Annotated in this window: 25 protein-coding genes; 15 read left to right on the top strand and 10 right to left on the bottom strand. The window is 63.6% G+C overall.

The window, feature by feature from the left end:
- Window positions 1-12: 12 nt before the first annotated feature.
- Genes ACYP01_RS07000 through ACYP01_RS06990 form a run of 3 tightly spaced genes read right to left on the bottom strand, consistent with a single transcriptional unit; the run spans window position 13 to window position 3029 of the window.
- Window positions 13-1161, bottom strand: coding sequence for a M20 family metallopeptidase (locus ACYP01_RS07000; RefSeq protein WP_003940741.1), 1149 nt, complete (start codon window positions 1159-1161; stop codon window positions 13-15).
- Window positions 1158-2318 (bottom strand): M20 family metallopeptidase, encoded by a 1161-nt coding sequence (locus ACYP01_RS06995; RefSeq protein ID WP_459679108.1) that lies wholly within the window; start codon window positions 2316-2318, stop codon window positions 1158-1160. Before ACYP01_RS06995 ends, ACYP01_RS07000 begins: the two co-directional genes overlap by 4 nt.
- A 12-nt stretch (window positions 2319-2330) precedes the next feature.
- Window positions 2331-3029 carry an enoyl-CoA hydratase-related protein gene (locus ACYP01_RS06990; protein ID WP_047271754.1) on the bottom strand — a complete coding sequence of 233 codons (699 nt, stop codon included), beginning with the start codon at window positions 3027-3029 and terminating at the stop codon, window positions 2331-2333.
- Between the two features lie 67 nt (window positions 3030-3096).
- On the opposite strand from ACYP01_RS06990, the gene ACYP01_RS06985 reads away from it, so the two are divergent.
- The gene (locus ACYP01_RS06985) at window positions 3097-3894 is read left to right on the top strand and encodes a purine-nucleoside phosphorylase (RefSeq protein WP_459679105.1); all 798 of its coding nucleotides are present in this window, start codon (window positions 3097-3099) and stop codon (window positions 3892-3894) included.
- Window positions 3891-5483: a phospho-sugar mutase gene (locus ACYP01_RS06980; RefSeq protein WP_459679103.1), complete on the top strand. Its 1593-nt coding sequence runs from the start codon at window positions 3891-3893 to the stop codon at window positions 5481-5483. Before ACYP01_RS06985 ends, ACYP01_RS06980 begins: the two co-directional genes overlap by 4 nt.
- On the opposite strand, the gene upp is transcribed toward ACYP01_RS06980, so the two are convergent.
- Window positions 5480-6103: a uracil phosphoribosyltransferase gene (gene upp / locus ACYP01_RS06975; RefSeq protein ID WP_007727319.1), complete on the bottom strand. Its 624-nt coding sequence runs from the start codon at window positions 6101-6103 to the stop codon at window positions 5480-5482. The two genes, ACYP01_RS06980 and upp, sit on opposite strands and share 4 nt — an antisense overlap.
- 81 nt (window positions 6104-6184) lie before the next feature.
- Between upp and ACYP01_RS06970 the strand changes: the two genes are divergently transcribed.
- From ACYP01_RS06970 to ACYP01_RS06950, 5 genes are read left to right on the top strand one after another with little or no spacing between them, the layout of a single operon-like run.
- Window positions 6185-6499: a type VII secretion target gene (locus ACYP01_RS06970; protein ID WP_003940812.1), complete on the top strand. Its 315-nt coding sequence runs from the start codon at window positions 6185-6187 to the stop codon at window positions 6497-6499.
- The gene (locus ACYP01_RS06965) at window positions 6496-7506 is read left to right on the top strand and encodes a C40 family peptidase (RefSeq protein WP_065352209.1); all 1011 of its coding nucleotides are present in this window, start codon (window positions 6496-6498) and stop codon (window positions 7504-7506) included. Before ACYP01_RS06970 ends, ACYP01_RS06965 begins: the two co-directional genes overlap by 4 nt.
- Before the next feature lie 9 nt (window positions 7507-7515).
- The gene (locus ACYP01_RS06960) at window positions 7516-7857 is read left to right on the top strand and encodes a hypothetical protein (RefSeq protein ID WP_058226446.1); all 342 of its coding nucleotides are present in this window, start codon (window positions 7516-7518) and stop codon (window positions 7855-7857) included.
- Window positions 7854-8153: a YbaB/EbfC family nucleoid-associated protein gene (locus ACYP01_RS06955; protein WP_007727324.1), complete on the top strand. Its 300-nt coding sequence runs from the start codon at window positions 7854-7856 to the stop codon at window positions 8151-8153. The genes ACYP01_RS06960 and ACYP01_RS06955 overlap by 4 nt, the downstream gene beginning before the upstream one ends.
- 47 nt (window positions 8154-8200) lie before the next feature.
- Complete coding sequence (locus ACYP01_RS06950; protein WP_003940713.1) at window positions 8201-9439, top strand: hypothetical protein; 1239 nt, start codon at window positions 8201-8203, stop codon at window positions 9437-9439.
- Between the two features lie 15 nt (window positions 9440-9454).
- Here ACYP01_RS06950 and ACYP01_RS06945 read toward each other — a convergent pair whose 3' ends face one another.
- The 3 genes from ACYP01_RS06945 to ACYP01_RS06935 are packed head-to-tail and all read right to left on the bottom strand — an operon-like array spanning window position 9455 to window position 12242.
- Window positions 9455-10540 carry an adenosine deaminase gene (locus ACYP01_RS06945; RefSeq protein ID WP_007727325.1) on the bottom strand — a complete coding sequence of 362 codons (1086 nt, stop codon included), beginning with the start codon at window positions 10538-10540 and terminating at the stop codon, window positions 9455-9457.
- Window positions 10541-10549: 9 nt separating this feature from the next.
- Window positions 10550-11845 (bottom strand): thymidine phosphorylase, encoded by a 1296-nt coding sequence (locus ACYP01_RS06940; RefSeq protein WP_042449637.1) that lies wholly within the window; start codon window positions 11843-11845, stop codon window positions 10550-10552.
- A complete protein-coding gene (locus ACYP01_RS06935) occupies window positions 11838-12242 on the bottom strand; it encodes a cytidine deaminase (protein ID WP_007727326.1) in 405 nt (134 codons plus the stop codon). Before ACYP01_RS06935 ends, ACYP01_RS06940 begins: the two co-directional genes overlap by 8 nt.
- 253 nt (window positions 12243-12495) lie before the next feature.
- Between ACYP01_RS06935 and sdhC the strand changes: the two genes are divergently transcribed.
- Genes sdhC through ACYP01_RS06915 form a run of 4 tightly spaced genes read left to right on the top strand, consistent with a single transcriptional unit; the run spans window position 12496 to window position 15891 of the window.
- A complete protein-coding gene (sdhC, locus tag ACYP01_RS06930; RefSeq protein ID WP_020969155.1) occupies window positions 12496-12900 on the top strand; it encodes a succinate dehydrogenase, cytochrome b556 subunit in 405 nt (134 codons plus the stop codon).
- Window position 12901: 1 nt separating this feature from the next.
- Window positions 12902-13357 (top strand): succinate dehydrogenase hydrophobic membrane anchor subunit, encoded by a 456-nt coding sequence (locus ACYP01_RS06925; RefSeq protein ID WP_003940699.1) that lies wholly within the window; start codon window positions 12902-12904, stop codon window positions 13355-13357.
- 15 nt (window positions 13358-13372) lie between these two features.
- Window positions 13373-15124: a succinate dehydrogenase flavoprotein subunit gene (gene sdhA, locus ACYP01_RS06920; protein WP_003941011.1), complete on the top strand. Its 1752-nt coding sequence runs from the start codon at window positions 13373-13375 to the stop codon at window positions 15122-15124.
- Window positions 15124-15891: a succinate dehydrogenase iron-sulfur subunit gene (locus ACYP01_RS06915; RefSeq protein ID WP_003940925.1), complete on the top strand. Its 768-nt coding sequence runs from the start codon at window positions 15124-15126 to the stop codon at window positions 15889-15891. The genes sdhA and ACYP01_RS06915 overlap by 1 nt, the downstream gene beginning before the upstream one ends.
- 58 nt (window positions 15892-15949) lie before the next feature.
- Here the strand turns inward: ACYP01_RS06915 and ACYP01_RS06910 are convergent, their stop codons facing one another.
- Entirely contained in the window at window positions 15950-16972 is a 1023-nt protein-coding gene (locus tag ACYP01_RS06910) for a LacI family DNA-binding transcriptional regulator (protein WP_037129077.1), read from the bottom strand.
- A gap of 75 nt (window positions 16973-17047) precedes the next feature.
- Here ACYP01_RS06910 and ACYP01_RS06905 point away from each other — a divergent pair, with 75 nt between their 5' ends.
- From ACYP01_RS06905 to ACYP01_RS06890, 4 genes are read left to right on the top strand one after another with little or no spacing between them, the layout of a single operon-like run.
- Window positions 17048-17839, top strand: a complete 792-nt coding sequence (locus tag ACYP01_RS06905) for an SDR family oxidoreductase (protein ID WP_075832802.1) — start codon at window positions 17048-17050, stop codon at window positions 17837-17839.
- On the top strand, window positions 17839-18879 hold the full coding sequence (locus ACYP01_RS06900; RefSeq protein WP_459679092.1) for a Gfo/Idh/MocA family protein: 1041 nt from the start codon (window positions 17839-17841) through the stop codon (window positions 18877-18879). The genes ACYP01_RS06905 and ACYP01_RS06900 overlap by 1 nt, the downstream gene beginning before the upstream one ends.
- Window positions 18876-19742 carry a TIM barrel protein gene (locus tag ACYP01_RS06895; RefSeq protein ID WP_020969151.1) on the top strand — a complete coding sequence of 289 codons (867 nt, stop codon included), beginning with the start codon at window positions 18876-18878 and terminating at the stop codon, window positions 19740-19742. The genes ACYP01_RS06900 and ACYP01_RS06895 overlap by 4 nt, the downstream gene beginning before the upstream one ends.
- On the top strand, window positions 19739-20740 hold the full coding sequence (locus tag ACYP01_RS06890; RefSeq protein WP_161120832.1) for a Gfo/Idh/MocA family protein: 1002 nt from the start codon (window positions 19739-19741) through the stop codon (window positions 20738-20740). The genes ACYP01_RS06895 and ACYP01_RS06890 overlap by 4 nt, the downstream gene beginning before the upstream one ends.
- A gap of 58 nt (window positions 20741-20798) precedes the next feature.
- Here ACYP01_RS06890 and ACYP01_RS06885 read toward each other — a convergent pair whose 3' ends face one another.
- Together ACYP01_RS06885 and ACYP01_RS06880 are read right to left on the bottom strand one after the other, a co-directional pair.
- Complete coding sequence (locus ACYP01_RS06885; protein WP_007727336.1) at window positions 20799-21611, bottom strand: ATP-binding cassette domain-containing protein; 813 nt, start codon at window positions 21609-21611, stop codon at window positions 20799-20801.
- Between the two features lie 3 nt (window positions 21612-21614).
- Window positions 21615-21791 (bottom strand): ABC transporter permease subunit (locus tag ACYP01_RS06880; RefSeq protein ID WP_459679249.1); only part of this gene is annotated, 177 nt, incomplete at its 5' end.

Genomic DNA, 21791 nt, shown 5'->3' with positions numbered 1-21791 from the left:
CGGGAACCGGAACTATCCCAGAACCAGGCTCGTCAGAACCTTCACACCGACGCCGAGTGCTCGCTCGTCGAGATCGAAAGTGGGTTGGTGGATGTCGAGCTGATCGCCCTCACCCGACCACACGCCGAGCCGCGCCATGGCACCCGGCACGGTTTCGAGGTACCACGAAAAGTCTTCGCCACCACCGGATTGCGGGGTGTCCGCCAAAGCATCTTGTCCGACGGTCGCGATGGCGTCCTCGAACATCCGAGTGGACACCTCGTCGTTGACGACCGGAGGCACTCCGCGACGATAGTTGAGTTGGTAGCGAACTCCGGTGGGTGCGAGCAGTCCGTGGACGATTTCTTCCACGAGCGGTTCGAGCAACTCCCAGGTGTCGTGATCGCCGGTACGTACCGTGCCCGTCATCATGCCGGTCTGCGGAATCGCGTTGGGCGCCTGACCTGCACTGACCGCGCCCCACACCATGACGGTTCCGGTACGCGGATCGATACGACGGCTGAGCATTCCCGGCAGCCCGGTCACGACGGTGCCGAGCGCGTAGATCAGATCCGTGGTCAAATGCGGCCGCGACGTGTGCCCACCCGGAGAGTCGAGGACGACCTCGATCGTGTCGGCAGCAGAGGTGATCGCACCCAGGCGCATTCCCACCTGGCCTGCCTCGAGTCGCGGATCGCAGTGCAGAGCAAAGATTCTGGACACACCGTCGAGCGCGCCCGCGGCGATGACGTCGAGTGCTCCGCCAGGCATGACTTCCTCGGCGGGCTGGAATATCAGCCGAACCCCGACGGGAAGTTCGGGCAGCGTGGCCAGAGCCAGTCCGGCGCCGAGCAAGATGGTGGTGTGGGCGTCGTGGCCGCACGCATGGGACACACCGGGGACCGTGGACGAGTACGTCGCCCCGGTCGCTTCCTGCATCGGCAAAGCGTCCATGTCGGCGCGCAGTGCGATTCGTGGACCCTCCGGTCCGATATCGCACGTGAGACCGGTGCCACCGGGAAGGATCTTCGGCGACAATCCAGCGGCAGTGAGGCGGGTGGCGACGAATTCGGTGGTCGCGTATTCGCGGCGAGCCAACTCCGGGTTGGCATGGATGTGTCGACGCCACGCGACGAGGTCGTCGGTGTGCGCGTGAATCCACGTGTCGATTGCCGCGTTCACCGGCGATCTACCCCTTCCAACAGACGGGCGCGTTGTTCTGGATCGGACGCTACCCGGACAGCAGTGCGGGCCAACGCAATTGCACCGTCGACTACCGCTCGATCTGCGGAGGTGGTGATACACGCAGCCGCGAACTCCGGCTGATGTGTCACTGCCCCCGATGAATCCAAGCCTATGACCGGGTGAATTCCCGGAATCACATTGGTCACATTACCCATATCCGTACTACCCAGTGGACGGGAGCGCTCCCATTCCGCTGCCAGTGGCACCCGTCCGAGATCGACGATCTGTTCACGGTACGCCGCCGCCAGCCACGGATCGGGGGTCAGCTCGGTGTAAGTAGGCGATACCGTGCGGATTTCGTGGGTGCACCCGGTGCCGAGTGCTCCCGAGGCGAAGCAGGCCTCGGCACGCTCGGACAGATTGGCCAACGACGCGGCTGTTTCGGCACGCAGGTAGTAGAGCAATTCGGACCGAGCCGGAACGATGTTGGGAGCCGTGCCGCCGTCACTGACGATTCCGTGAATCTGCTGACCTGGCTGCAGGTGCTGACGCAACAGTCCGACCGCCACCTGCGCGAGCGTCGCTGCGTCGGCGGCGTTACGACCGAATTCCGGCGCAGCAGACGCATGCGCCTCGCGACCGTGATAACTCACGGCGATGTCCGCCAAGGCCAGCGAGGTCGCACCGATGATGTCGATCGGCCCTGGATGAACCATCATGGCGGCGCCGACGCCGTCGAAGGCACCACGCTCGAGCATCAGGACCTTGCCGCCACCGGTTTCCTCCGCCGGAGTACCGATCACTCGGACGGTGATCCCCAGTTCGTCGGCCACGGTAGCCAACGCGATGCCGGCCCCGACCGCTGCGGCGGCAATGATGTTGTGCCCACAGGCATGACCGATCTCGGGCAGCGCGTCGTACTCGGCGCAGATCGCGATGACCAACTCTCCGCTGCCGTAGGTGGCATCGAAAGCCGTCGGCAGATCGACGATCCCGCGAGTGACCGCGAAACCGTGCTGCGCCAGCAGGTCCGACACTTTGGCAGCGCTGCGGAACTCCTCGAAGGCGAGTTCCGGGTCGCTGTGAATCGAATGCGACAGCGCAATCAGATCGGCCTCTACGGACCTGACTGCGCTGTCGACATTCTGGTTCACGCGATCATTGTCTCACCCGAAGGAGAAGTTGCTCTTGTCAGTCACCTGAGCGAGGTCTGCAAGAGCATCGCGGTGGATGCCTGCCTTGATTCCCGCCAAGTTCTTGCCGTGAGTCGACGTCAGTGCCGACGCCTTGGCCACAGCAGCGGCGAGCACTCCGTCGCCGTCGACCGTTTCCTGCACGATGCCCGCAGCAAGTGCGTCGGCACCGCCGAAGCGACGCCCTGTCGTCATGGCATCGACTGCCGTCTGCTTGGGCAGACGACTGTTCAGCAGTGCAGACATCCCGACAGTGAACGGCATGTTCAGTCCGACCTCGGGGAGGCAGTAGAAGCCGCGGTCCGCGCGCATGATCTGGAAATCGTGCGAGGACGCGAGCATGGCGCCGGCGCCGAACGCGTGCCCCTGCACGGCCGCGACCGTGGCCATCGGGAAGGTCAGCAAACGGCTGTAGATGGTGTGGACCTTGTCCAGGTAGCCGGGGAGACCGTCGAGATTGCCGAAGATCCACGTCGTGTCCAGGCCGTTCGTGTAGAACTTGCCCGTCGCCGTCGTCACCAGGGCTGCGGGCCCCTCGTGCGCTTCGATCTCGTCCAACTTGCTGTGAACAGCGTCGATCCACTCAGGGCCGAAGCGGTTCTCGTTGTCCGTTTCGCCCTCGTTGCCGAGGTACAGGATGAATACGTCGCCGTCGCGTTCGAGATAAGGCATGGATGGGAGAGTAGCGCCCGCCAACTCACCCGGCGAACCGACCCGACTCCTCAGTAGGGTTGCTCACATGGGAACGATCGCCGAGGCCGCCGCCGCTGCTCTGTCCGCCATGACTGGCTCTTCGTCACCGTCAGTCGCCATCGTGCTCGGGTCGGGGTGGACCGATGCCGCAGACGTGTTCGGCGACGCCGGTGCGGACGTGACAGCCGAAGTCTCGATGGCGGATCTTCCTGGCTTCGCCCCACCGTCCGCTCTCGGCCATGCGGGCACCATTCGTTCGGTGCGCGTCGGAAACACCGAAGTCCTGCTGCTGCTCGGGCGCGCGCACGCATACGAGGGCCACGATCTCGGTACCGTCGTCCACCCGGTCCGGACAGCCATTGCTGCCGGCGCCGACACCGTCATCCTCACCAATGCGGCCGGCGGTATTGCTGAAAACTACACAGTCGGTCAACCGGTGCTGATCAGTGACCACCTGAACCTCACGGCCCGCTCTCCCCTCGTCGGCGCAGAGTTCGTCGACCTGGTCGACGCCTACTCGCCGGAACTGCGTGCGCTGGCTCGCTCGATCGACCCGGACCTTGCCGAGGGTGTTTACGCCGGGCTTCCCGGTCCGCACTACGAGACTCCAGCCGAGATTCGAATGCTTCGTACACTCGGCGCCGATCTGGTCGGCATGTCGACGGTTCACGAGACCATCGCGGCTCGCGCGCTCGGCGCTCGCGTTCTCGGCATCTCCATGGTCACCAATCTGGCCGCCGGAATCACGGGCGCCCCGCTCGACCATCAGGAAGTGCTGACGGCAGGCAAAGCCTCGGCGGCCCGGATGGGAGTGCTGCTGCGTCAACTGGTCGAGCAGCTGTGACACCACTGAACGTCACCGAGTGGATCGACGCCGATCCGGACCCAGTTACCCGCGCAGAATTAGCAGCCCTTTCGGAACATGAACTGACCGAACGCTTTTCCGCACCACTGACGTTCGGCACTGCTGGGCTTCGCGGGCCGGTACGCGGCGGACCCAACGGCATGAACCTCGCGGTCGTCATCCGGACCACGGCCGGTCTGGCGGCCTGGCTGACAGCTCGCTGCCAGGGCGGGTCCCACGTTGTGGTCGGCCGCGACGCCCGGCTCGGTTCAGAGGCATTTGCTCTCGCCGCCGCCGAGGTCATGGCAGCCGCCGGGTTCGAAGTGACCCTGCTCCCCCGCCCACTGCCGACACCGCTGGCGGCGTTCGCGGTGCGCAGGCTCGGGGCAGCGGCAGGTATCCAGATCACCGCCTCCCACAATCCTGCCGCCGACAACGGTTACAAGGTGTATCTCTCGGGCGGAGCGCAACTCGTCTCCCCCGCCGATCGTGAAATCGAGAGCGAGATCGCCCGCATCGGTGGTGCCGCCGACGTCGCGCGGGCATCGGTGATTCCGGCCGACGATTCTCTGGTCGAGGAGTACATCGCCCGCATCGCGACCCTCCCGCACGGCGACGCCCGCTCGATCCGGATTGCGCTCACGGCAATGCACGGCGTCGGCGGCGAGACTGCGACCGCGGCTCTGCGAGCAGCAGGATTCGAGGACCTGCACGTCGTGGCGGAGCAGTTCGATCCCGACCCCACGTTTCCGACCGTCGAGTTCCCCAATCCCGAAGAGCCCGGCGCCGCAGACCGCCTGCTCGCCCTTGCCCGAAGTGTCGACGCGGATCTGGCGATCGCACTCGACCCGGATGCCGACCGCTGCGCCGTCGGAGTTCGCGACGGTGATCAGTGGCGCATGTTGCGCGGCGACGAAACCGGGGTGCTCCTGGCCGACCACGTACTGAGCACGGCGCCCGAAGATTCGTTGGTGGCGACGACGATCGTCTCCTCGACCCTGCTCTCGAAGTTGGCGAGAGCCCGCGGAGCCAGGTTTGCGCAGACACTCACCGGTTTCAAGTGGCTCACGCGTGCCGGCGACGGACTCGTCTACGCCTACGAGGAAGCGATCGGGCACTGCGTCGATCCGGATGTGGTGCGGGACAAGGACGGAATCTCGGCTGCCGTGCTGGTGGCCGACTTGGCTGCCACCCTCGCGGTCAGCAACAGAACCCTGCTGGACGTTCTGGGCGACTATGCCGTCGAATTCGGACTGCATCGTGGGGACCAAGTATCCCGCCGCGTCGAGGATTCGAGCGACATCGCCGAAATGATGAAACGACTACGCGCCGATCCGCCAAGCCAACTCGCGGGCGAGCCGGTCACCGTCGAGGACTTGGCCGAGGTTCGCGGTGGTATGCGCACGGACGCAGTGATATTCGACGGACCGTCGATCCGCGTGGTGGTGCGACCGTCCGGCACCGAGCCCAAGCTCAAGTGTTATCTCGAAGTTGTCGTCCCGGTGGCGAACCGCGACAACCTCGCGAACGCAGTAGAGCAGGCGAAGGCCCGGCTGGCCGAACTCCGAACCTTCGCCCTTTCGCTCTAGCGGGGTCCGAACTGCCGATCGCCGGCGTCACCGAGACCGGGGACGATGAAAGCGTTCTCGTCGAGTCCGTCATCGATGCTCGCGATGACCAGACGAACCGGGTGGCCGGACGCTGCCAGCGCGTCGACGCCGGCCGGAGCGGCCACGACGCACACTGCCGTGACATCCGTCGCGCCACGCGCAACCAGCAAGTCGATGGTGTGCACCATCGAACCACCGGTGGCGAGCATCGGATCGAGCACGAACACCGGGATCCCGGACAGATCCGCCGGCAGGGATTCGAGGTACGGAACCGGCTGATGAGTCTCTTCGTCACGTGCCATTCCGACAAAGCCGACGCCGGCCGACGGAATCAGCGCACTCGCCTGTTCGACCATGCCCAGACCGGCCCGCAGCACGGGTACCAACAACGGCGGCTTCGCGAGCCGGATGCCCGTCGTCGCTGCTACCGGGGTGTCGACCGGGAACTCCTCGACCTCCGCGTCACGCATGGCCTCGTAGACCAGCATGTGCGTGAGCCTGCGAAGTGCGGAACGAAAAGTTGCGTTCTCACTGCGTGCGTCACGCATTGTCGTCAAGAGGGCCGCCGCGAGCGGATGGTCGACTACGTGCGTTTGCATGACCATCAGAATAGTTCCTCGGGAACCGGAGCACCCCGCGCGGCGTCCAAGAAGGAGTAAGCGCAACGGGGGGAAGACAAGTTGACAAATCTGGATCTGGACACTGAAAGCATCGCGGAGTTCGCCAGGCGGTTGGGCACTGTTGCCGACAACGTCGCGCAAGCTCGACAGGACGCAGCGGGTGGCGATCACATGGCTCTGTCCGCTGTGCTCGGGCTGATCGGCGGCGACTTCGTCGGCGTCGCGGGCCGGGCACAACAAGCGCACATCGACGACATCGATCGACTGTCCACTGTAATTTCCAGTGTCCGGTCGGCCGCCCTCGACGCTCATGCCGTCTATCTCGACTCCGAGGAATCGGTACGAAGGACTCTCGCTGAAGCCGCACGCTCATGATCGACGTCGACGCACTCGCACGACCGATCATCGATCTGGTCGACACTGTCGGGACTGGTGCCCCCAGCGCAAGTGGACCCGACGTCGGCATCCGAATCGCTACGGACGCCCTCGAGATCGCATACCAATTGGGAAGCGCTGCTCTGAGCGAACTGGCGTCCTCTCAGAGCTCGTCCACGGCACTCACCGCTGCGGTGACCAAAACCGAGCAGACGCAGACGTCGACGCGAAACCTCGCCGATCGTGGGACCGACATCGCCGGCGTCGTGGACGAAGCAACAACGTCCGTGTACGCGGGAATGACCGAACTCGGTGAGATTCTCCAGTCCTTTCTGACACTCGCGATCAAGGCCGGGCCGACGCTGATGACACCGACGGGCCAATTGATGTTGTTGTCGGCCGCGTTGGAGCACCTCGGACGCGCGGTATCGGTTATCGAGCGGGTACGCGGTGAGTTGGCCGGGTCGACCGACAAGATGTCCGCACTCGTCCCGTCCGTCCCGATACCCGATCCCGCACCTGGGGTCTCCGAGTCGGCGGGTGGTTCCGGTTCCGCAAGTGGTTCCGGTTCCGCAAGTGGTTCCGGTTCCGCAAGTGGTTCCGGTTCCGTCGGTGGCGTTGAGGTCGAACTTCCCGACGGCTCGATTGCCACCGCACCGAACGCCGAGGCCGCTGCTGCCGTACGCAACGCGCTCACTCAACAGGGTGTCCCGTACGCCTGGGGAGGCACGACGCCGGGAGTCGGTCTGGACTGCAGCGGGCTGACTCAATGGGCGTACGGCCAGGCCGGAGTCGATATTCCGAGGTTGGCTCAGGAACAGGGAATCGGGAACCAGGTCGATCAGAACAATCTGATGCCGGGCGACCTCGCGGTCTGGGACGGACACGTCGCCATGGTGATCGGCAACGGTCAGATGGTCGAAGCCGGCGATCCTGTCGAGATCAGCGCCATCCGAACCACGAACAGCGGCATGGGCTTTCACGGCTTCTACCGTCCGACGGAATGACAGGGAATCATGCCCGAGAACAAGCGCGAATCACCGCCGATCATCACAGCCGTAGCCGTCAACCGCGCCGGAACCATCGCGGTCCGCGCCACGGAGCACGCCGTGCCCGTGGACCTGCGGATCAGCCAGGACGAACTGCGGTACGGCGGGCAGCGGTTGGCGCAGCAGATACTCACGCTGTGCTCACATGCAGCAATCGAAGCCGGCGCCCGCCGCCGTGTGGAGCTCGAGGAGACCGGAGTCCCGGCAGCGATCCTCGATCGGCTCGGTCTACCGACCCGAGACGAACTGGCCGATGTCGACGCCGCCGAGGGCCAGAACCTTCCGTCGAGCTGGATGCGTTCGATATGAGCGAGATTGATCGAATCATGGAGCTGGCGAAACACCGGACGGGACTCTTGCAGGACGCCGTCGACGGGGTCGGCGCTCTTCGGGTAGTCGTCTCGAGCGAGGGTGGGATAGTCACGGCGACTGTCGACGGGCTGGGCGCTCTGGTCGACCTACGGATCACCGACGCAATCACCGCGATGAATTCTCAGACGGTGGCCGCATTGACGGTGGCCACGATTCACCAGGCAGTTCAACAGTCCAACGACGAACGCGAGCGACTGGTCAGTGAGCTCCGAGTAGCCCTGAAACAAACGTGACGAACCCCCGCTATGCCTTTCGCGCTGCGGTGGATAGGCTTCCGCCCATGGCTGGAGACATCGTCCCTATCGAAATCGGACTCACCGACGGAGACCTCGTCACTTTGTGGGCACCTCGCTGGCGCGAGGGCGACGACGAGTGGGAAGCGTTTCTCGGCCATGAGGAAGACCTCTACGGGTTCTCCTCCGTCGCGGAACTCGCGGCCTTCATCCGAACGGACTCCGACAACGACCTGGTCGAGCATCCGGCGTGGGCCGTCGTCTCCGGACTGTCGGCAGCCGAGTTGGAACCGGAAGAGAACTTCACGTTCGACTTCGTCGGCGTGCCGGAACTGGCCGCAGGTGACCCTGAGGCACTGGTGGTCTCGGAACTCGAAGACACCCTGAACATGGCTCGCAACATCGGTGAGGTGTGCGAACTCGACGCGGTCATCCGCTTCTTCAGCGGCCATCCGGTACTCGGCGCGCTTGCCACCGGCGCCGGCACCTTCGAAGGCCGCGAAGGCCTGGAGCTGTGGGACCAGGTCGGCGCTGCGATCGTCAAGGACTGGGACGCCGTTCTCGACGCCATCGACAAGGTGGTCACCTCCCCGAAGGTCGATGCAGCCGCCGTCGCGGTCGCCGAAGCTGAACTGCTCGCTGCCGCCGAGAACACCGTCGACGCCGACGATGTCGCCGAGGAGGGCGAGGACGAGGAATTCGACGAAGACGACCTCGAAGAGGACGAAGACGAAGTCGAGACCTTCTGGGGCGAGGTCGGTGTCGACCCGATCCGCATCATCACCTCGGCCGAGACGTTCTACACTCTGCGCTGCTACATGGGAGATCAGGCGATCTTCCTCGGCAAGGACGGACTGATCACCGTCTTCCGTAGCGAGCGCGCACTCGCTCGCTACCTCGCCGACAACCACGAACACGATCTCTCGCAGGTCAGTACGTACGGCGAAATTCAGAATGCGGCCGTCGACGGTTCACTCGAAATCGAGGTCACGGACGAGAACGTCTACGTTCTGCCCGGTATCGCCGACGACCTCGCCCAGGGCCCGGACGTCGTAGATGCCGAGCAGCTGGAACTCGCAGTCGAATTGTTCACCGATGCAGCAGATTTCGCCGACGACGACTCCACCGAGGAGGCTCTGTCCGCGTCGAACGAGCTGGGTTGGTACGTCTCGTACCTCCTCAACCCCGATCCGTCGCGGATGGCTCCGAGTGCGCCGTTCACCAAGGAATCCGAGGCCTGGCGCGAACTCGAGCGCGAGTTCGAGGCCCGGCTTCGATCTGAGTAGTCGGGCGCACGTCATCTAGCCGATGAGCACGGCGTAGCCCGGCTTGATGACGTCGTCGATCAACGCGAGGCGCTCGTCGAACGGGATGAAGGCCGACTTCATCGCGTTGATGGTGAAGCGTTCGAGATCGGTCCATCCGTAACCGAAGGTCTCGACCAAAGCGGCCATTTCCCGGCTCATGGTGGTGTCGCTCATCAGCCTGTTGTCGGTGTTGACGGTCACTCGGAAGCGCAAGTCCGCCAAGAGTCCGAACGGATGGTCCGCCAGGGCGGCTACGGCTCCGGTCTGCACGTTCGAACTCGGGCACAGTTCCAGGGGAATGCGCATGTCACGGACGTAGTTCGCGAGCCGACCCAACTCTGCCCCACCTGGCACGCCTACGTCGATGTCGTCAACGATCCGCACGCCGTGGCCCAACCGATCCGCTCCGCAGAAGGCGATGGCTTCGTGGATCGACGGCAACCCGAAAGCCTCACCCGCGTGAATCGTGAAGTGGGCGTTCGCGTCACGCATGTACTCGAACGCGTCGAGGTGCCGGCTCGGTGGGTTTCCGGCCTCGGCGCCGGCGATGTCGAAACCGACAACCCCGCGGTCCCGGAATCGCACAGCGAGTTCGGCGATCTCCCGCGACCGCGCGGCATGCCTCATCGCCGTGAGAAGACAGCCGATGCGGATCTCCCGTCCCGCGACCCTGGCAGCGGATTCGCCGGCCCGGAAACCTTCGAGAACGTGCTCGACGACCTCGTCCAAACTCAGGCCTTGCTCCAGGTGCTGCTCGGGCGCAAAACGGATCTCGGCATAGACGACGTTGTCGTCGGCCAGATCCTCGGCACACTCACGTGCCACCCGTGCGAGCCCTTCGGGGGTCTGCATCACGGCGACTGTGTGCGCGAACGTTTCGAGGTAGAGCTCGAGCGATCCACTGTCAGCGGCAGTTCGGAACCATTGCGCCAGTTCGGATGCCGTATTCGCCGGCAGCTCGTCGTAGCCACATTGCTCGGCCAGTTCGAGAACGGTCTCGGGTCGGAGTCCTCCGTCGAGATGATCGTGGAGAAGAACTTTGGGTGCGCTGCGGATCGTGGTCAACTCCGGTGCGTTCATTCGCCAACGCTAACGCGAATCACCCACAATTCGCTCGATGAGCAACGGTCGCGAAACGGTGTCGGAATCGGTCCCGATCGACCATCCACCGCCGAGGCTTCGTCGCGCTGCATCAAATCTCTCGGGAGTGTCGGTGTGCAATGTCATCAGCTTCTGCCCGGCACGGACCACGTCGCCAGGCTTTGCATGCATCTCGATGCCGGCACCGGCCTGAACGGCTTCGCCCTGCCGTTCGCGTCCGGCTCCCAGTTTCCAGGCCGCGATGCCCACCGCCATGGCGTCGAGTCGGGTCAGTACGCCGTCTCGGTCCGCGGTGACGACGTCGCTGTGCCGGGCCACCGGCAGCGTCGCGTGTGGGTCCCCACCTTGTGCGGCGATCATCGCGCGCCACCGGTCCATTGCCGTGCCGTCGGCCAGTTTGTCGGCGGGGTCGATACCGTCGATCCCGGCCGCTGACAGCATCTCCCGAGCCAGGACCAGGGTCAGCTCGACGACGTCCGACGGCCCGCCGCCTGCCAGCACCTCGACGGATTCACGTACCTCGAGGGCGTTGCCCGCCGTCAATCCGAGCGGGGTGTCCATCCCGGTGATGAGAGCGCTTGTACGCACGCCGGCGTCGTTGCCAAGCTCGACCATCGTGCGTGCCAACTCTCGCGCGTCGCCGAGGTCCTTCATGAACGCTCCGGAACCGACCTTGACGTCGAGCACCAGGGCGCCGGTTCCCTCGGCAATCTTCTTGCTCATGATCGAACTTGCGATCAGCGGAATGGATTCCACCGTTCCGGTCACGTCGCGCAGCGCGTAGAGCTTCTTGTCCGCGGGGGCCAGATTCGCTCCGGCAGCGCAGATCACCGCGCCGATTTTCGGATCCGAGAGAATGTCGACCATCTCCGTCGCCGTGAGCTCGGCTCGCCAACCTGGAATGGCCTCGAGCTTGTCGAGAGTTCCACCGGTGTGGCCGAGTCCGCGGCCCGACAACTGCGGGACTGCAAGACCACAGGCAGCGACGAGGGGTGCAAGCGGAAGGGTGATCTTGTCCCCCACTCCACCGGTCGAATGCTTGTCGACGGTGGGCAGCGGCAAGTCCGAAAAGTCCATCCTCCCGCCGGATTCGATCATCGCCTCGGTCCATCGACCGGTCTCTGCTCGCGACATTCCGCGGAAGTAGATCGCCATCGCGAGCGCCGACATCTGCTCGTCGCCGACGACCCCCTCAGTGAACGCCTGAACTATCCAGTCGATCTCGGTTCCCGACAGCTCGCGGCCGTCACGCTTGGCGCCGATGATGGAAACTGCGTCAAACATGGCGGAGCCCCTCTGCTTGTTCCGGCCCGAAAGCATCAGGCAACAGCTCGCTCAGCGGCTTGAACCCACTGCTCGTGTCGACAAGCATCTCACCCCCGCCGTGCTCGAGAAGAAGCTGTCTGCACCTGCCGCATGGCATCAGAATCGAGCCCTTCGCGTCGCAGCACGTGAAGGCAATCAGCCGCCCGCCCCCGGTGGCGGCCAAGTTACCGACGAGTCCACATTCGGCACACAGGCTCAAACCGTATGAGACATTTTCCACATTGCATCCTGAGACGATCCGACCATCGTCTACCAGGGCCGCTGCACCCACCGCGTACCCCGAGTACGGCGCATAGGCGTGCCGCATGACCACTTGCGCGTTGTGCCGCAACAACTTCCAGTCGATGTCACCCATGGTTCGTTATCCAATCACGCCGACTGAATGGATGCAGAAACCACGCCGAAACCGTCTCGGCGAGATTGGAAAGGCAAACCTTACAAAGAGTTTGGTACGCGTACGAATCCCGCATCTGATTAGTTCCCGGTTTCACATAGGTTTAGAGTCTGAGTCAAGTCGGTTCAGGATCCCGTCGAGCCCGGGCTGAGGTACATCGAAGCTCTCTGCAGGCTCGACGCGTCCACCAATGACGTTGGAGGCACAGCACTCGATGAGTACTACGACTGAAGCCGCTCCTCAGAAGGAGCGCACGAGGTCGCTTTACCGGGGCGACCCCGGAATGTGGTCCTGGGTTCTACACCGGATCACAGGCGTCGCTACTTTCTTCTTCCTATTCGTACACGTTCTCGATACGGCACTCGTTCGGGTCAATCCCGATACGTACGACGCCGTCATCGACACGTACAAGAACCCCCTCGTCGGCCTCATGGAGATCGGCCTCGTCGGCGTAGTCCTCTACCACGCCCTCAACGGCGTGCGCGTGATGTTGGTGGACTTCTGGTCGAAGGGCCCGAAGTACCAGCGCGTCATGCTCTGGACCATTCTGACGATCTGGTTCCTGGTGATGATCCCAGGCGCCGGACGCATCCTCATCAACATGTTTGCGGAGCACTGACATGGCGACTACTCACGGACCCGAAGCCAAGAGCCTGGGCACCTCATACGACCGTCCCGCAAGCCTGGACAACCCGCGGTCCCCGCGCGCGAAGGCTCGGAACAACTTCGAGTTGTACGCATGGCTCTTCATGCGCTTCTCCGGCGTCGCCCTGATCGTTCTGGTCCTGGGCCACATGTTCATCATGCTGATGCTCGACGGTGGCGTTCACCGTTTGAACTTCGCGTTCGTCGCAGGTCGCTGGTCCAGCCCGTTCTGGCAGTTCTGGGATCTGACGATGTTGTGGCTGGCACAGCTGCACGGCGGTAACGGTCTGCGCACGGTCATCGCGGACTACTCCCGCAAGGACTCCACGCGCTTCTGGCTGACCACGATCCTCGTTCTCTCGATGATCCTGATCATGGGCCTGGGCACGTACGTCATCTTCACCTTCGACCCCAATATCTCGGCGAGCTAGGGGAGCACAGACTTCATGCAGGAACATCGTTATGACGTGGTCATCGTCGGCGCCGGTGGCGCAGGCATGCGTGCGGCAATCGAAGCTGGCCCCCGTGCCCGCACGGCCGTACTGACCAAGCTCTACCCCACCCGCAGCCACACCGGCGCGGCCCAGGGCGGCATGTGTGCCGCACTGGCGAACGTGGAGGAAGACAACTGGGAGTGGCACACCTTCGACACCGTCAAGGGCGGCGACTACCTCGCCGACCAGGACGCCGTCGAGATCATGGCCAAGGAGGCCATCGATGCGGTGCTCGACCTCGAGAAGATGGGTCTGCCGTTCAACCGCACGCCCGAAGGCAAGATCGACCAGCGTCGATTCGGTGGCCACACACGCGACCACGGCAAGGCACCCGTCCGCCGTGCGTGTTACGCCGCCGACCGCACCGGTCACATGATCCTGCAGACGCTCTACCAGAACTGCGTCAAGCACGACGTCGAGTTCTTCAACGAGTTCTACGCGCTCGACATCGCCATCACCGAGACCGAGGACGGCCCGGTTGCCACCGGTGTCATCTGCTACGAGCTCTCGACCGGCGAGCTGCACATCTTCCACGCCAAGTCGATCGTCTTCGCGACCGGCGGCTCGGGACGCATGTACAAGACGACGTCCAACGCGCACACCCTCACCGGTGACGGCATGGGCATCATCTTCCGCAAGGGCCTGCCCCTCGAGGACATGGAGTTCCACCAGTTCCACCCGACAGGACTCGCCGGTCTCGGCATCCTGATCTCGGAAGCCGTCCGCGGTGAAGGTGGCATTCTCCGTAATGCCGACGGTGAACGCTTCATGGAGCGTTACGCACCCACCATCAAGGACCTCGCTCCGCGTGACATCGTGGCTCGTTCGATGGTCCTCGAGGTTCTCGAAGGCCGCGGCGCCGGCCCGAACAAGGACTACGTCTACATCGACGTGACGCACATCCCCGAGGAAGTTCTCGACGAGAAGCTCCCCGACATCATGGAGTTCTCGCGCACCTACCTCGGCGTGGACCCCGTCAAGGAGCCCGTGCCCGTCTACCCGACGTGTCACTACGTCATGGGCGGTATCCCCACCAAGATCAACGGTGAGGTGCTGCGCAACAACGACGAGATCGTCAAGGGTCTGTACGCGGCCGGCGAATGCGCCTGTGTCTCCGTACACGGTGCAAACCGTCTCGGTACCAACTCGCTCCTCGACATCAACGTGTTCGGCCGCCGCGCCGGCATCGCTGCCGCCGAGTACGCGAACTCCACCGAGTTCGTCGACATGCCGGAAACCCCGGCCGCCATGGTCGAAGACTGGGTCGGCGTCATCCTGTCCGATCACGGCCACGAGCGCGTTGCGGACATCCGCACCGAGCTGCAGCAGTCGATGGACAACAATGCCTCCGTCTTCCGCACCGAAGAGCGCCTCACACAGGCACTCAAGGATGTGCGTGCTCTCAAGGAGCGCTACAACCACATCACGGTCCAGGACAAGGGCAAGCGCTACAACAGCGACCTGCTCGAGGCCATCGAGCTGGGCTTCCTCCTCGAAATGGCAGAGGTCACCGTCGTCGGCGCCCTCAACCGCAAGGAATCGCGCGGCGGCCACGCTCGCGAGGACTTCCCGGACCGCAACGACGCCGAGTACATGAAGCACACGATGGCGTACAAGGAGGGTGACGGCCTGCTCTCCGACATCCGTCTGGACTACAAGCCGGTGATCCAGACCCGCTACGAGCCGATGGAGCGTAAGTACTGATGTCTGCGCCTGCTGTAGATGCACCCAAACTCCCCGCTGTTCCCGAGGGGGCCGTCATGGTCACTCTCAAGATCGCGCGGATGAACCCCGAATCGGGCGAGGGCCAGCACTGGGACAGTTTCCAGGTCCCGGCACTGCCCACCGACCGTCTGCTCAACCTGCTCCTGTACGTGAAGGGTTACCTCGACGGCACCCTCACGTTCCGTCGCAGCTGCGCACACGGAGTCTGTGGATCGGACGCGATGCGGATCAACGGTGTGAACCGTCTGGCCTGCAAGCTGCTGATGAAGGACATGCTGCCCAAGGACGGCAAGCCGGTCACCATCACGGTCGAGCCCATCAAGGGCCTGCCCGTCGAGAAGGACCTGGTTGTCGACATGGAGCCCTTCTTCGACGCATTCCGCGCCGTGAAGCCGTTCCTCATCACCAGTGGCAACGAGCCCACTCGTGAGCGCATCCAGAGCCAGCACGACCGTGCTCGTTTCGACGACACCACCAAGTGCATCCTCTGCGCATGCTGCACCACGTCGTGCCCCGTGTACTGGAGCGACGGCAGCTACTTCGGTCCCGCTGCCATCGTCAACGCACACCGGTTCATCTTCGACAGCCGTGACGAGGCCGCTTCCGAGCGTCTCGACATCCTGAACGACAAGGACGGCGTGTGGCGTTGCCGCACCACGTTCAACTGCACCGACGCATGCCCCCGCGGCATCCAGGTGACAAAGGCAATTCAGGAAGTCAAGCGAGCTCTGCTCTTCGCTCGATAGTCAGGCCTTCGGCCCTGTGCGCGGTTAGGGAGTCTCCGGACTCCTTGACCGCGCACAGCTATGTCGGGGGCATGTTGAGCGGTGTCACGACTTGAACCGGTGACGTCGTAAAGCCGAAGTGAGCGCCCATGGCGCCGTGTTCTTTCATGACCACCTGACAGGCAGTGCGAACATCCGCCCGCAGATCGTGGTGGAGCACCGCTGATATTCGCCTCTCCCCCAGCAACTTTCGATTGTCACCGTCGAGATCGTGAGCGATGAAGACACTGCACTCCCGGTTCAGTTCTTCGAACGCGTCGACAGTGGCCAGGTTGCCACCACCGATCGAATACACGGCACGGATCTGCGGATCGGATTCGAGTGCCGCTCGCACCAATTTCCTACTCGTCTGATCCAGACCGTCACTGTTCGGAATGTCGATCAAACGGCGATGCGGAGCCGAGACGCGCATAGCGGAGCGAAATCCCATCTCCCGTTCTTCCTCCCCGCGGAAGAACCCACTGCTCATGCTGACCAGCACGTTGCCTTCCCGATCCCCCAGCCACTGATCTATCAAGTACGCGGCGGTGGCTCCAGCGGCTCGGTTGTCGATGCCGATGTAGGCGGCTCGCCTGCTGCCGGCAACGTCGGTCACCAACGTGACGACCGGAATCCTTGCCGCCACCAACCGGTCGATCGCCGCCACGACTTCCGGAGTGTCGGGAGCCTTGACGATGACTCCGTGGGAGCCACGCCGGCGAATCTTGTCGAGCGTCGATGTCATCGCTTCTACCGAACCGGTTTCACGAAAGTGAAACCGGGACCGCACCACAGCGGGCGCAAGGGTCGGCAGTTCGGCCTCGAGCGCATCGCGGACGGCGTCGGAAAACCGTGCGGGAGTTTGCAACACGACGTCGACGATGAATGTTCGACCGACCAGTTTCAGTTGCGAGCGTTGACGTTCCAGGTCCGTGATCGCCTGGCGAACCTCCGATCGTGTGCCGTCGCGAACTCCAGGACGGTCGTTGAGCACCCGGTCGACGGTGGCCTCACTCAAGCCCGACTGTTGGGCGATCTCCCGCACTTTGAATCGATGCGCCACAACTACCTCACAATGATGGATATTTGATGGTTTTTCGCTGTTGCTCGAGGTCTTCGTCACAGCCAGACTAAACCCATGACTTCTCCGCCGGGCGTAATCAGGCCCGCACTCCTAGCCGACACTGTCGTACTGGTCAGTGGTGGCTCGCAAGGCGTCGGCGCCGGCGTCGTACGTGCCGCTGTCCGTGAGGGCGCGCAGGTGGCTTTCACCGGCCGACGCCCTGACGTCGGAAAGACTCTCGAGGCAGAACTTCCGGGAACTCACTTCATCGAAGCCGATGTGGCACAGACGGATTCCGCACTCGCCAGCGTTGCCGAGACGATCTCACATTTCGGCCGCGTGGATGCCCTCGTCAATTCTGCCGGGCTCACCTCGCGCGGCACGCTGCTCGACACCACCGAAGAACTCTTCGACCAGCACATCGCGGTGAACCTTCGCGGTCCGTTCTTCACGATGCAGGCAGCAGTCAAAGACATGCGCGAGCGTGCGGTCCCCGGGTCCATCGTCAACATCATCTCCACGTCCGAACTCGGCGGGCAGCCGTATCTCGCGCCGTACGTGGCAGCGAAGGCCGGGCTGGCGGGTCTGACCCGCAACGCCGCCCATGCGCATCGCTGGGATCGTATCCGGATCAACGGTCTCGACATCGGGTGGACACAGACCGAGGGAGAAGACCTCACGCAGAGAGCTTTTCACGACGCCGGTGACGACTGGCAGGAACGCGCGGGCAGCACCCTCCCCATGGGCAAGCTCGGACAGGTCGACGAAATCGCCGACTTCGTCGTCTTCCTGCTCTCCGATCGCAGCGGAGTCGTGACGGGTTCGATCATCGACTGGGACCAGAACGTCTTCGGAGGGCTGGACTGATGGGCGCTCGCATCGGAGTCGTCGGCCTCGGACGAATCGGCAGCTACCACGCCCGAAATCTACTGACGCTAAACGGCGTCGACGCACTGGTTGTCACCGATGTCGACGCACGTCGAACCTCGGACGTGGCAAGCGAACTCGACGTGGAGTCCGCTGCCGATCCCGACGCGCTTCTAGCGTCGGGCATCGACGGCGTTCTGATCGCCGCGTCGTCGAGTTCACATGCAGATTTGATCGAAGCCGCTGTCCGCCGAGACATCCCGACGTTCTGCGAAAAGCCGGTAGCAGACTCCATCGAATCCTCCGTTCGTGTACTCGCGACTGCCGAGCAGACGTCGGTGCCAGTCCAGATCGGATTTCAGCGCCGATTCGACCCGTCATTTGTGGCGGCGTACGACGCGGTTCGATCTGGAGAACTCGGTTGGATCCACACTCTCCGATCGACCACCCTCGACCCCGCTCCCCCGCCGATCTCGTACATCGAACACTCCGGCGGCATCTTCCGCGACTGCTCGATCCACGACTTCGACATCGTCCGGTGGATCAGCGGCCGCGAAGTCACCACTGTTTTTGCCACCGGCTCGAATCAGGGTGATCGCGGGATCGCCGATGCCGGTGACGTCGACACCGCCGCAACGGTTCTCACTTTCGAAGGCGGAACCATCGCGGTCGTGTCGAATACCCGCTACAACGGCCGCGGCTACGACTGCCGACTCGAGGTACTCGGCTCGGCGGACTCCGTCGTTGCCGGGCTGGACGACCGCTTGCCACTCCGCTCTCTCGACCCCGAAACATCGTTCCCCTCGAAGGAGCCGTACACGTTCTTCATGGACCGCTTCACGTCCGCCTACCGTGCGGAACTCGAAGCATTCCTCGGCGTTGTCGCCGGGCGTCGGGAATCACCGTGCACGCCCACAGATGCGGTCGAGTCGGCGTGGATCTCCGAAGCTGCAACGCACTCTCTGCGCGAGGGTCGGCCCGTCACGATCACCGAAGTCAAAGATCTGTTCCTTCACGACAAGAATGAGGCACACACATGAGCACTCCTCGCATCGCCGGCGCACCGATCTCCTGGGGCGTGTGCGAAGTCCCGGGCTGGGGCTACCAACTCGACCCTGCGCAAGTCCTCCGGGAAATGCGCGAAGTCGGTCTGGCGGCAACGGAAATCGGACCGGAGGGCTTTCTGCCGACAGCACCCGCCGAAATGGCCAAGGTGCTCGCGGATCACGACCTAAGCGCAGTCGGCGGGTTTGCACCAGTACTGCTGCACGATGACGATCATGATCCGGTACCCGGCATCTCCCCCATCCTCGACGGTTTTGTCGCCTCGGGTGCCGAGGTTTTGGTTCTGGCCGCCGCGACGGGTTCCGACGGCTACGATTCACGCCCAGAACTGGACGAGCAGAGTTGGAAAACCCTGCTACACAATCTCGATCGCCTCACCGACGCCGCGGCCGAGCGTGGAATCAGGGCAGTTGTCCACCCTCACGTCGGAACGATGATCGAGCAGCGCGACGAGGTCCTGCGAGTGCTCGACGGCTCGGCCATCCCACTGTGCCTGGACACCGGCCACCTGTTGATCGGCGGCACCGATCCGGTCGACCTGGCGCGTCAAGCTCCCGAGCGCATCACCCACGTGCATCTCAAGGACGTCGACGATGCCCTCGCATCACGCGTTCGCAGTGGTGAGCTCACCTACACCGACGGCGTGAAGGCGGGAATGTACCGTCCGCTCGGTGGCGGCGACGTCGACATCGCCGGTGTCACAGCCATATTGCAGCGCCACGGTTTCGACGGGTGGTACGTGCTCGAGCAGGACACCATTCTGGCCGAGGCTCCGTCCGACGAGGGACCGGTGCGCGATGTGCGAGCGAGCGTCGAGTATCTGCGGTCGGTTCTGTGACACCTGCCCCGCTGCGGATAGGCATTCTGGGAGCCTCACGCATCGCCGAGAACGCGATGATCAAACCTGCAACGGCCACCGGGCACCGCCTGGTGGCCGTTGCCGCACGCAGCCCCGAGCGGGCCAGAGCCTATGCAGCCCAGCATGGGATCGAACGGGTGGTCGATTCGTACGCCGAGCTGATCTCGGATCCGGAGGTGGACGTCGTCTACAACGCGCTGCCCAACAGCCTGCACGGACCGTGGAATCTCGCCGCCGTTCAGGCCGGCAAGCACGTGCTGACGGAGAAACCGTTTTCGAGCAACGCGGTGGAAGCGCGTGCTGTAGCCGAGGCAGCGCGCGTGAGCGGAGTGACGCTGCTCGAGGGGTTCCACTACCTCTTTCATCCGGTGAACCGGCGCCTGCTGGATGTGGTTCGGAGCGGCACAGTCGGCGCGGTCACTCGGGTGGAAACCGTACTGCGGATGCCCACACCATCCGAGAACGACCCGCGGTGGGAGCTCGCATTGGCAGGCGGGTCACTGATGGACCTGGGCTGCTACGGGTTACATGCTTCCCGGACGCTGAGTGACGTCTGTGGCGGTGCGCCAGTGGTGACCGGGACCCGCCACGAGGAATACGCTCCGGGGGTCGATTCGTGGTTCGACATCGAACTCGAATACCCCAGCGGCGCCACGGCATCCGTGGTGACCACGATGTTGGACGAGCGGTACCACTTCACCTTCCGAGTATTCGGCACTGAAGGAGACGTCCTGGTGCACAACTTCCTGCAGCCGGACATCGACGACCGTGTCTCCGTCACGGCCGGTGGGCGCACGAGCGTCGAGCATCTGGGCACGAAGTCGTCGTACACCTATCAACTCGAAGCGTTCGCCGATCATCTGTCCGGGGTCTCGGCGCTGCCGATCGGGCCGGGCGACGCGGTAGCCAACATGACGATGATCGACGAGGCGTACATGCATTCCGGCCTCGGGGTTCGGCCGACGACCATCCTGTGACGAAACGACTACAGCCTCGGTTCGATTCGAACCGAGGCTGTAGTCGCGAGGTTTTGATCTAGCGGCGAAGCTCGTGGGTCAGCGTCTCGAGCTCGTCACCGCCCGCCATCTCCTTGGTCAGTTCTTCGAGTGAGATGTCGTCGTACTTGGCGTCAAGCTTCTGCCTGCCTCGGTTGAGGAGCACGAAGTGATCGCCGACCATGTACGCGTGGTGCGGATTGTGCGTGATGAAGATGACGCCGAATCCCTGTTCCTTGGCAGCGGTGATGTAGCGCAATACCATTCCCGACTGCTTGACGCCGAGCGCTGCTGTCGGCTCGTCGAGAATCAGCACGCGCGCGCCGAAGAAGATGGCGCGGGCGATGGCAACACACTGACGCTGACCGCCCGAGAGACTACCGATCGGTGCGTCGACGTCAGGTAGTTCGATGCCCATCTTCGACAGTTCCGAAAGAGTCGTCGCGCGCATGGCGTTGGCGTCGAGCGACTTGATCAGACCACCCTTGCGCAGTTCCTGCCCGAGGAAGAAGTTGCGCCACACCGGCATCAACGCAACGACGGCGAGGTCCTGATAGACCGTCGCGATGCCTTTGCCGAGAGCTTCTTTCGGCGAGTGGAACGTTGTCGGTTCACCGTCGACGAGTAGTTCACCTTCGCTCTGTTGGTGCAGACCGGCGATGATCTTGATCAGCGTGGACTTGCCTGCGCCGTTGTCACCGAGCACGCCTGTTACTTCACCCGCACCGACGCGCAGGTTGATTCCCTTGAGCGCGATGATGTTTCCGTATTGCTTACCGACGTCCTTGAGCTCGATCAGTGGCACGTTGCCGCCCGAGTTCGAGAGAGCGGGAACTTCAGCTGTGGTACTCATGTGTCACCTTTTCGCAGCGTAGTTGCGGAATGCGTTGTTGGCGATGACCGCGAAGAGCAGCATGGCGCCGAGGAAGAACTTGAACCAGTCCGGGTTCCAGCCTGCGTAGACGATGCCCTGGTTGGTCATACCGAAGATGAATGCACCGATCGCAGCGCCGATCGCGGTTCCGTAACCACC

It is taken from the genome of Rhodococcus sp. no. 34 (assembly GCF_054589475.1).
Note: the sequence above shows the minus strand (reverse complement) of the source record. Positions and strands in the feature narration are given on the sequence as shown.

What these genes read in the sequence shown, in the direction of transcription:
- ACYP01_RS06990 (WP_047271754.1), bottom strand. Translation starts at nt 3,029, where the DNA reads ATGCCTTATCTCGAACGCGACGGCGACGTATTCATCCTGTACCTCGGC.
- ACYP01_RS06985 (WP_459679105.1), top strand. Translation starts at nt 3,097, where the DNA reads ATGGGAACGATCGCCGAGGCCGCCGCCGCTGCTCTGTCCGCCATGACT.
- upp (WP_007727319.1), bottom strand. Translation starts at nt 6,103, where the DNA reads ATGCAAACGCACGTAGTCGACCATCCGCTCGCGGCGGCCCTCTTGACG.
- ACYP01_RS06965 (WP_065352209.1), top strand. Translation starts at nt 6,496, where the DNA reads ATGATCGACGTCGACGCACTCGCACGACCGATCATCGATCTGGTCGAC.
- ACYP01_RS06960 (WP_058226446.1), top strand. Translation starts at nt 7,516, where the DNA reads ATGCCCGAGAACAAGCGCGAATCACCGCCGATCATCACAGCCGTAGCC.
- ACYP01_RS06955 (WP_007727324.1), top strand. Translation starts at nt 7,854, where the DNA reads ATGAGCGAGATTGATCGAATCATGGAGCTGGCGAAACACCGGACGGGA.
- ACYP01_RS06950 (WP_003940713.1), top strand. Translation starts at nt 8,201, where the DNA reads ATGGCTGGAGACATCGTCCCTATCGAAATCGGACTCACCGACGGAGAC.
- ACYP01_RS06945 (WP_007727325.1), bottom strand. Translation starts at nt 10,540, where the DNA reads ATGAACGCACCGGAGTTGACCACGATCCGCAGCGCACCCAAAGTTCTT.
- ACYP01_RS06940 (WP_042449637.1), bottom strand. Translation starts at nt 11,845, where the DNA reads ATGTTTGACGCAGTTTCCATCATCGGCGCCAAGCGTGACGGCCGCGAG.
- ACYP01_RS06935 (WP_007727326.1), bottom strand. Translation starts at nt 12,242, where the DNA reads ATGGGTGACATCGACTGGAAGTTGTTGCGGCACAACGCGCAAGTGGTC.
- sdhC (WP_020969155.1), top strand. Translation starts at nt 12,496, where the DNA reads ATGAGTACTACGACTGAAGCCGCTCCTCAGAAGGAGCGCACGAGGTCG.
- ACYP01_RS06925 (WP_003940699.1), top strand. Translation starts at nt 12,902, where the DNA reads ATGGCGACTACTCACGGACCCGAAGCCAAGAGCCTGGGCACCTCATAC.
- sdhA (WP_003941011.1), top strand. Translation starts at nt 13,373, where the DNA reads ATGCAGGAACATCGTTATGACGTGGTCATCGTCGGCGCCGGTGGCGCA.
- ACYP01_RS06915 (WP_003940925.1), top strand. Translation starts at nt 15,124, where the DNA reads ATGTCTGCGCCTGCTGTAGATGCACCCAAACTCCCCGCTGTTCCCGAG.
- ACYP01_RS06905 (WP_075832802.1), top strand. Translation starts at nt 17,048, where the DNA reads ATGACTTCTCCGCCGGGCGTAATCAGGCCCGCACTCCTAGCCGACACT.
- ACYP01_RS06900 (WP_459679092.1), top strand. Translation starts at nt 17,839, where the DNA reads ATGGGCGCTCGCATCGGAGTCGTCGGCCTCGGACGAATCGGCAGCTAC.
- ACYP01_RS06895 (WP_020969151.1), top strand. Translation starts at nt 18,876, where the DNA reads ATGAGCACTCCTCGCATCGCCGGCGCACCGATCTCCTGGGGCGTGTGC.
- ACYP01_RS06885 (WP_007727336.1), bottom strand. Translation starts at nt 21,611, where the DNA reads ATGAGTACCACAGCTGAAGTTCCCGCTCTCTCGAACTCGGGCGGCAAC.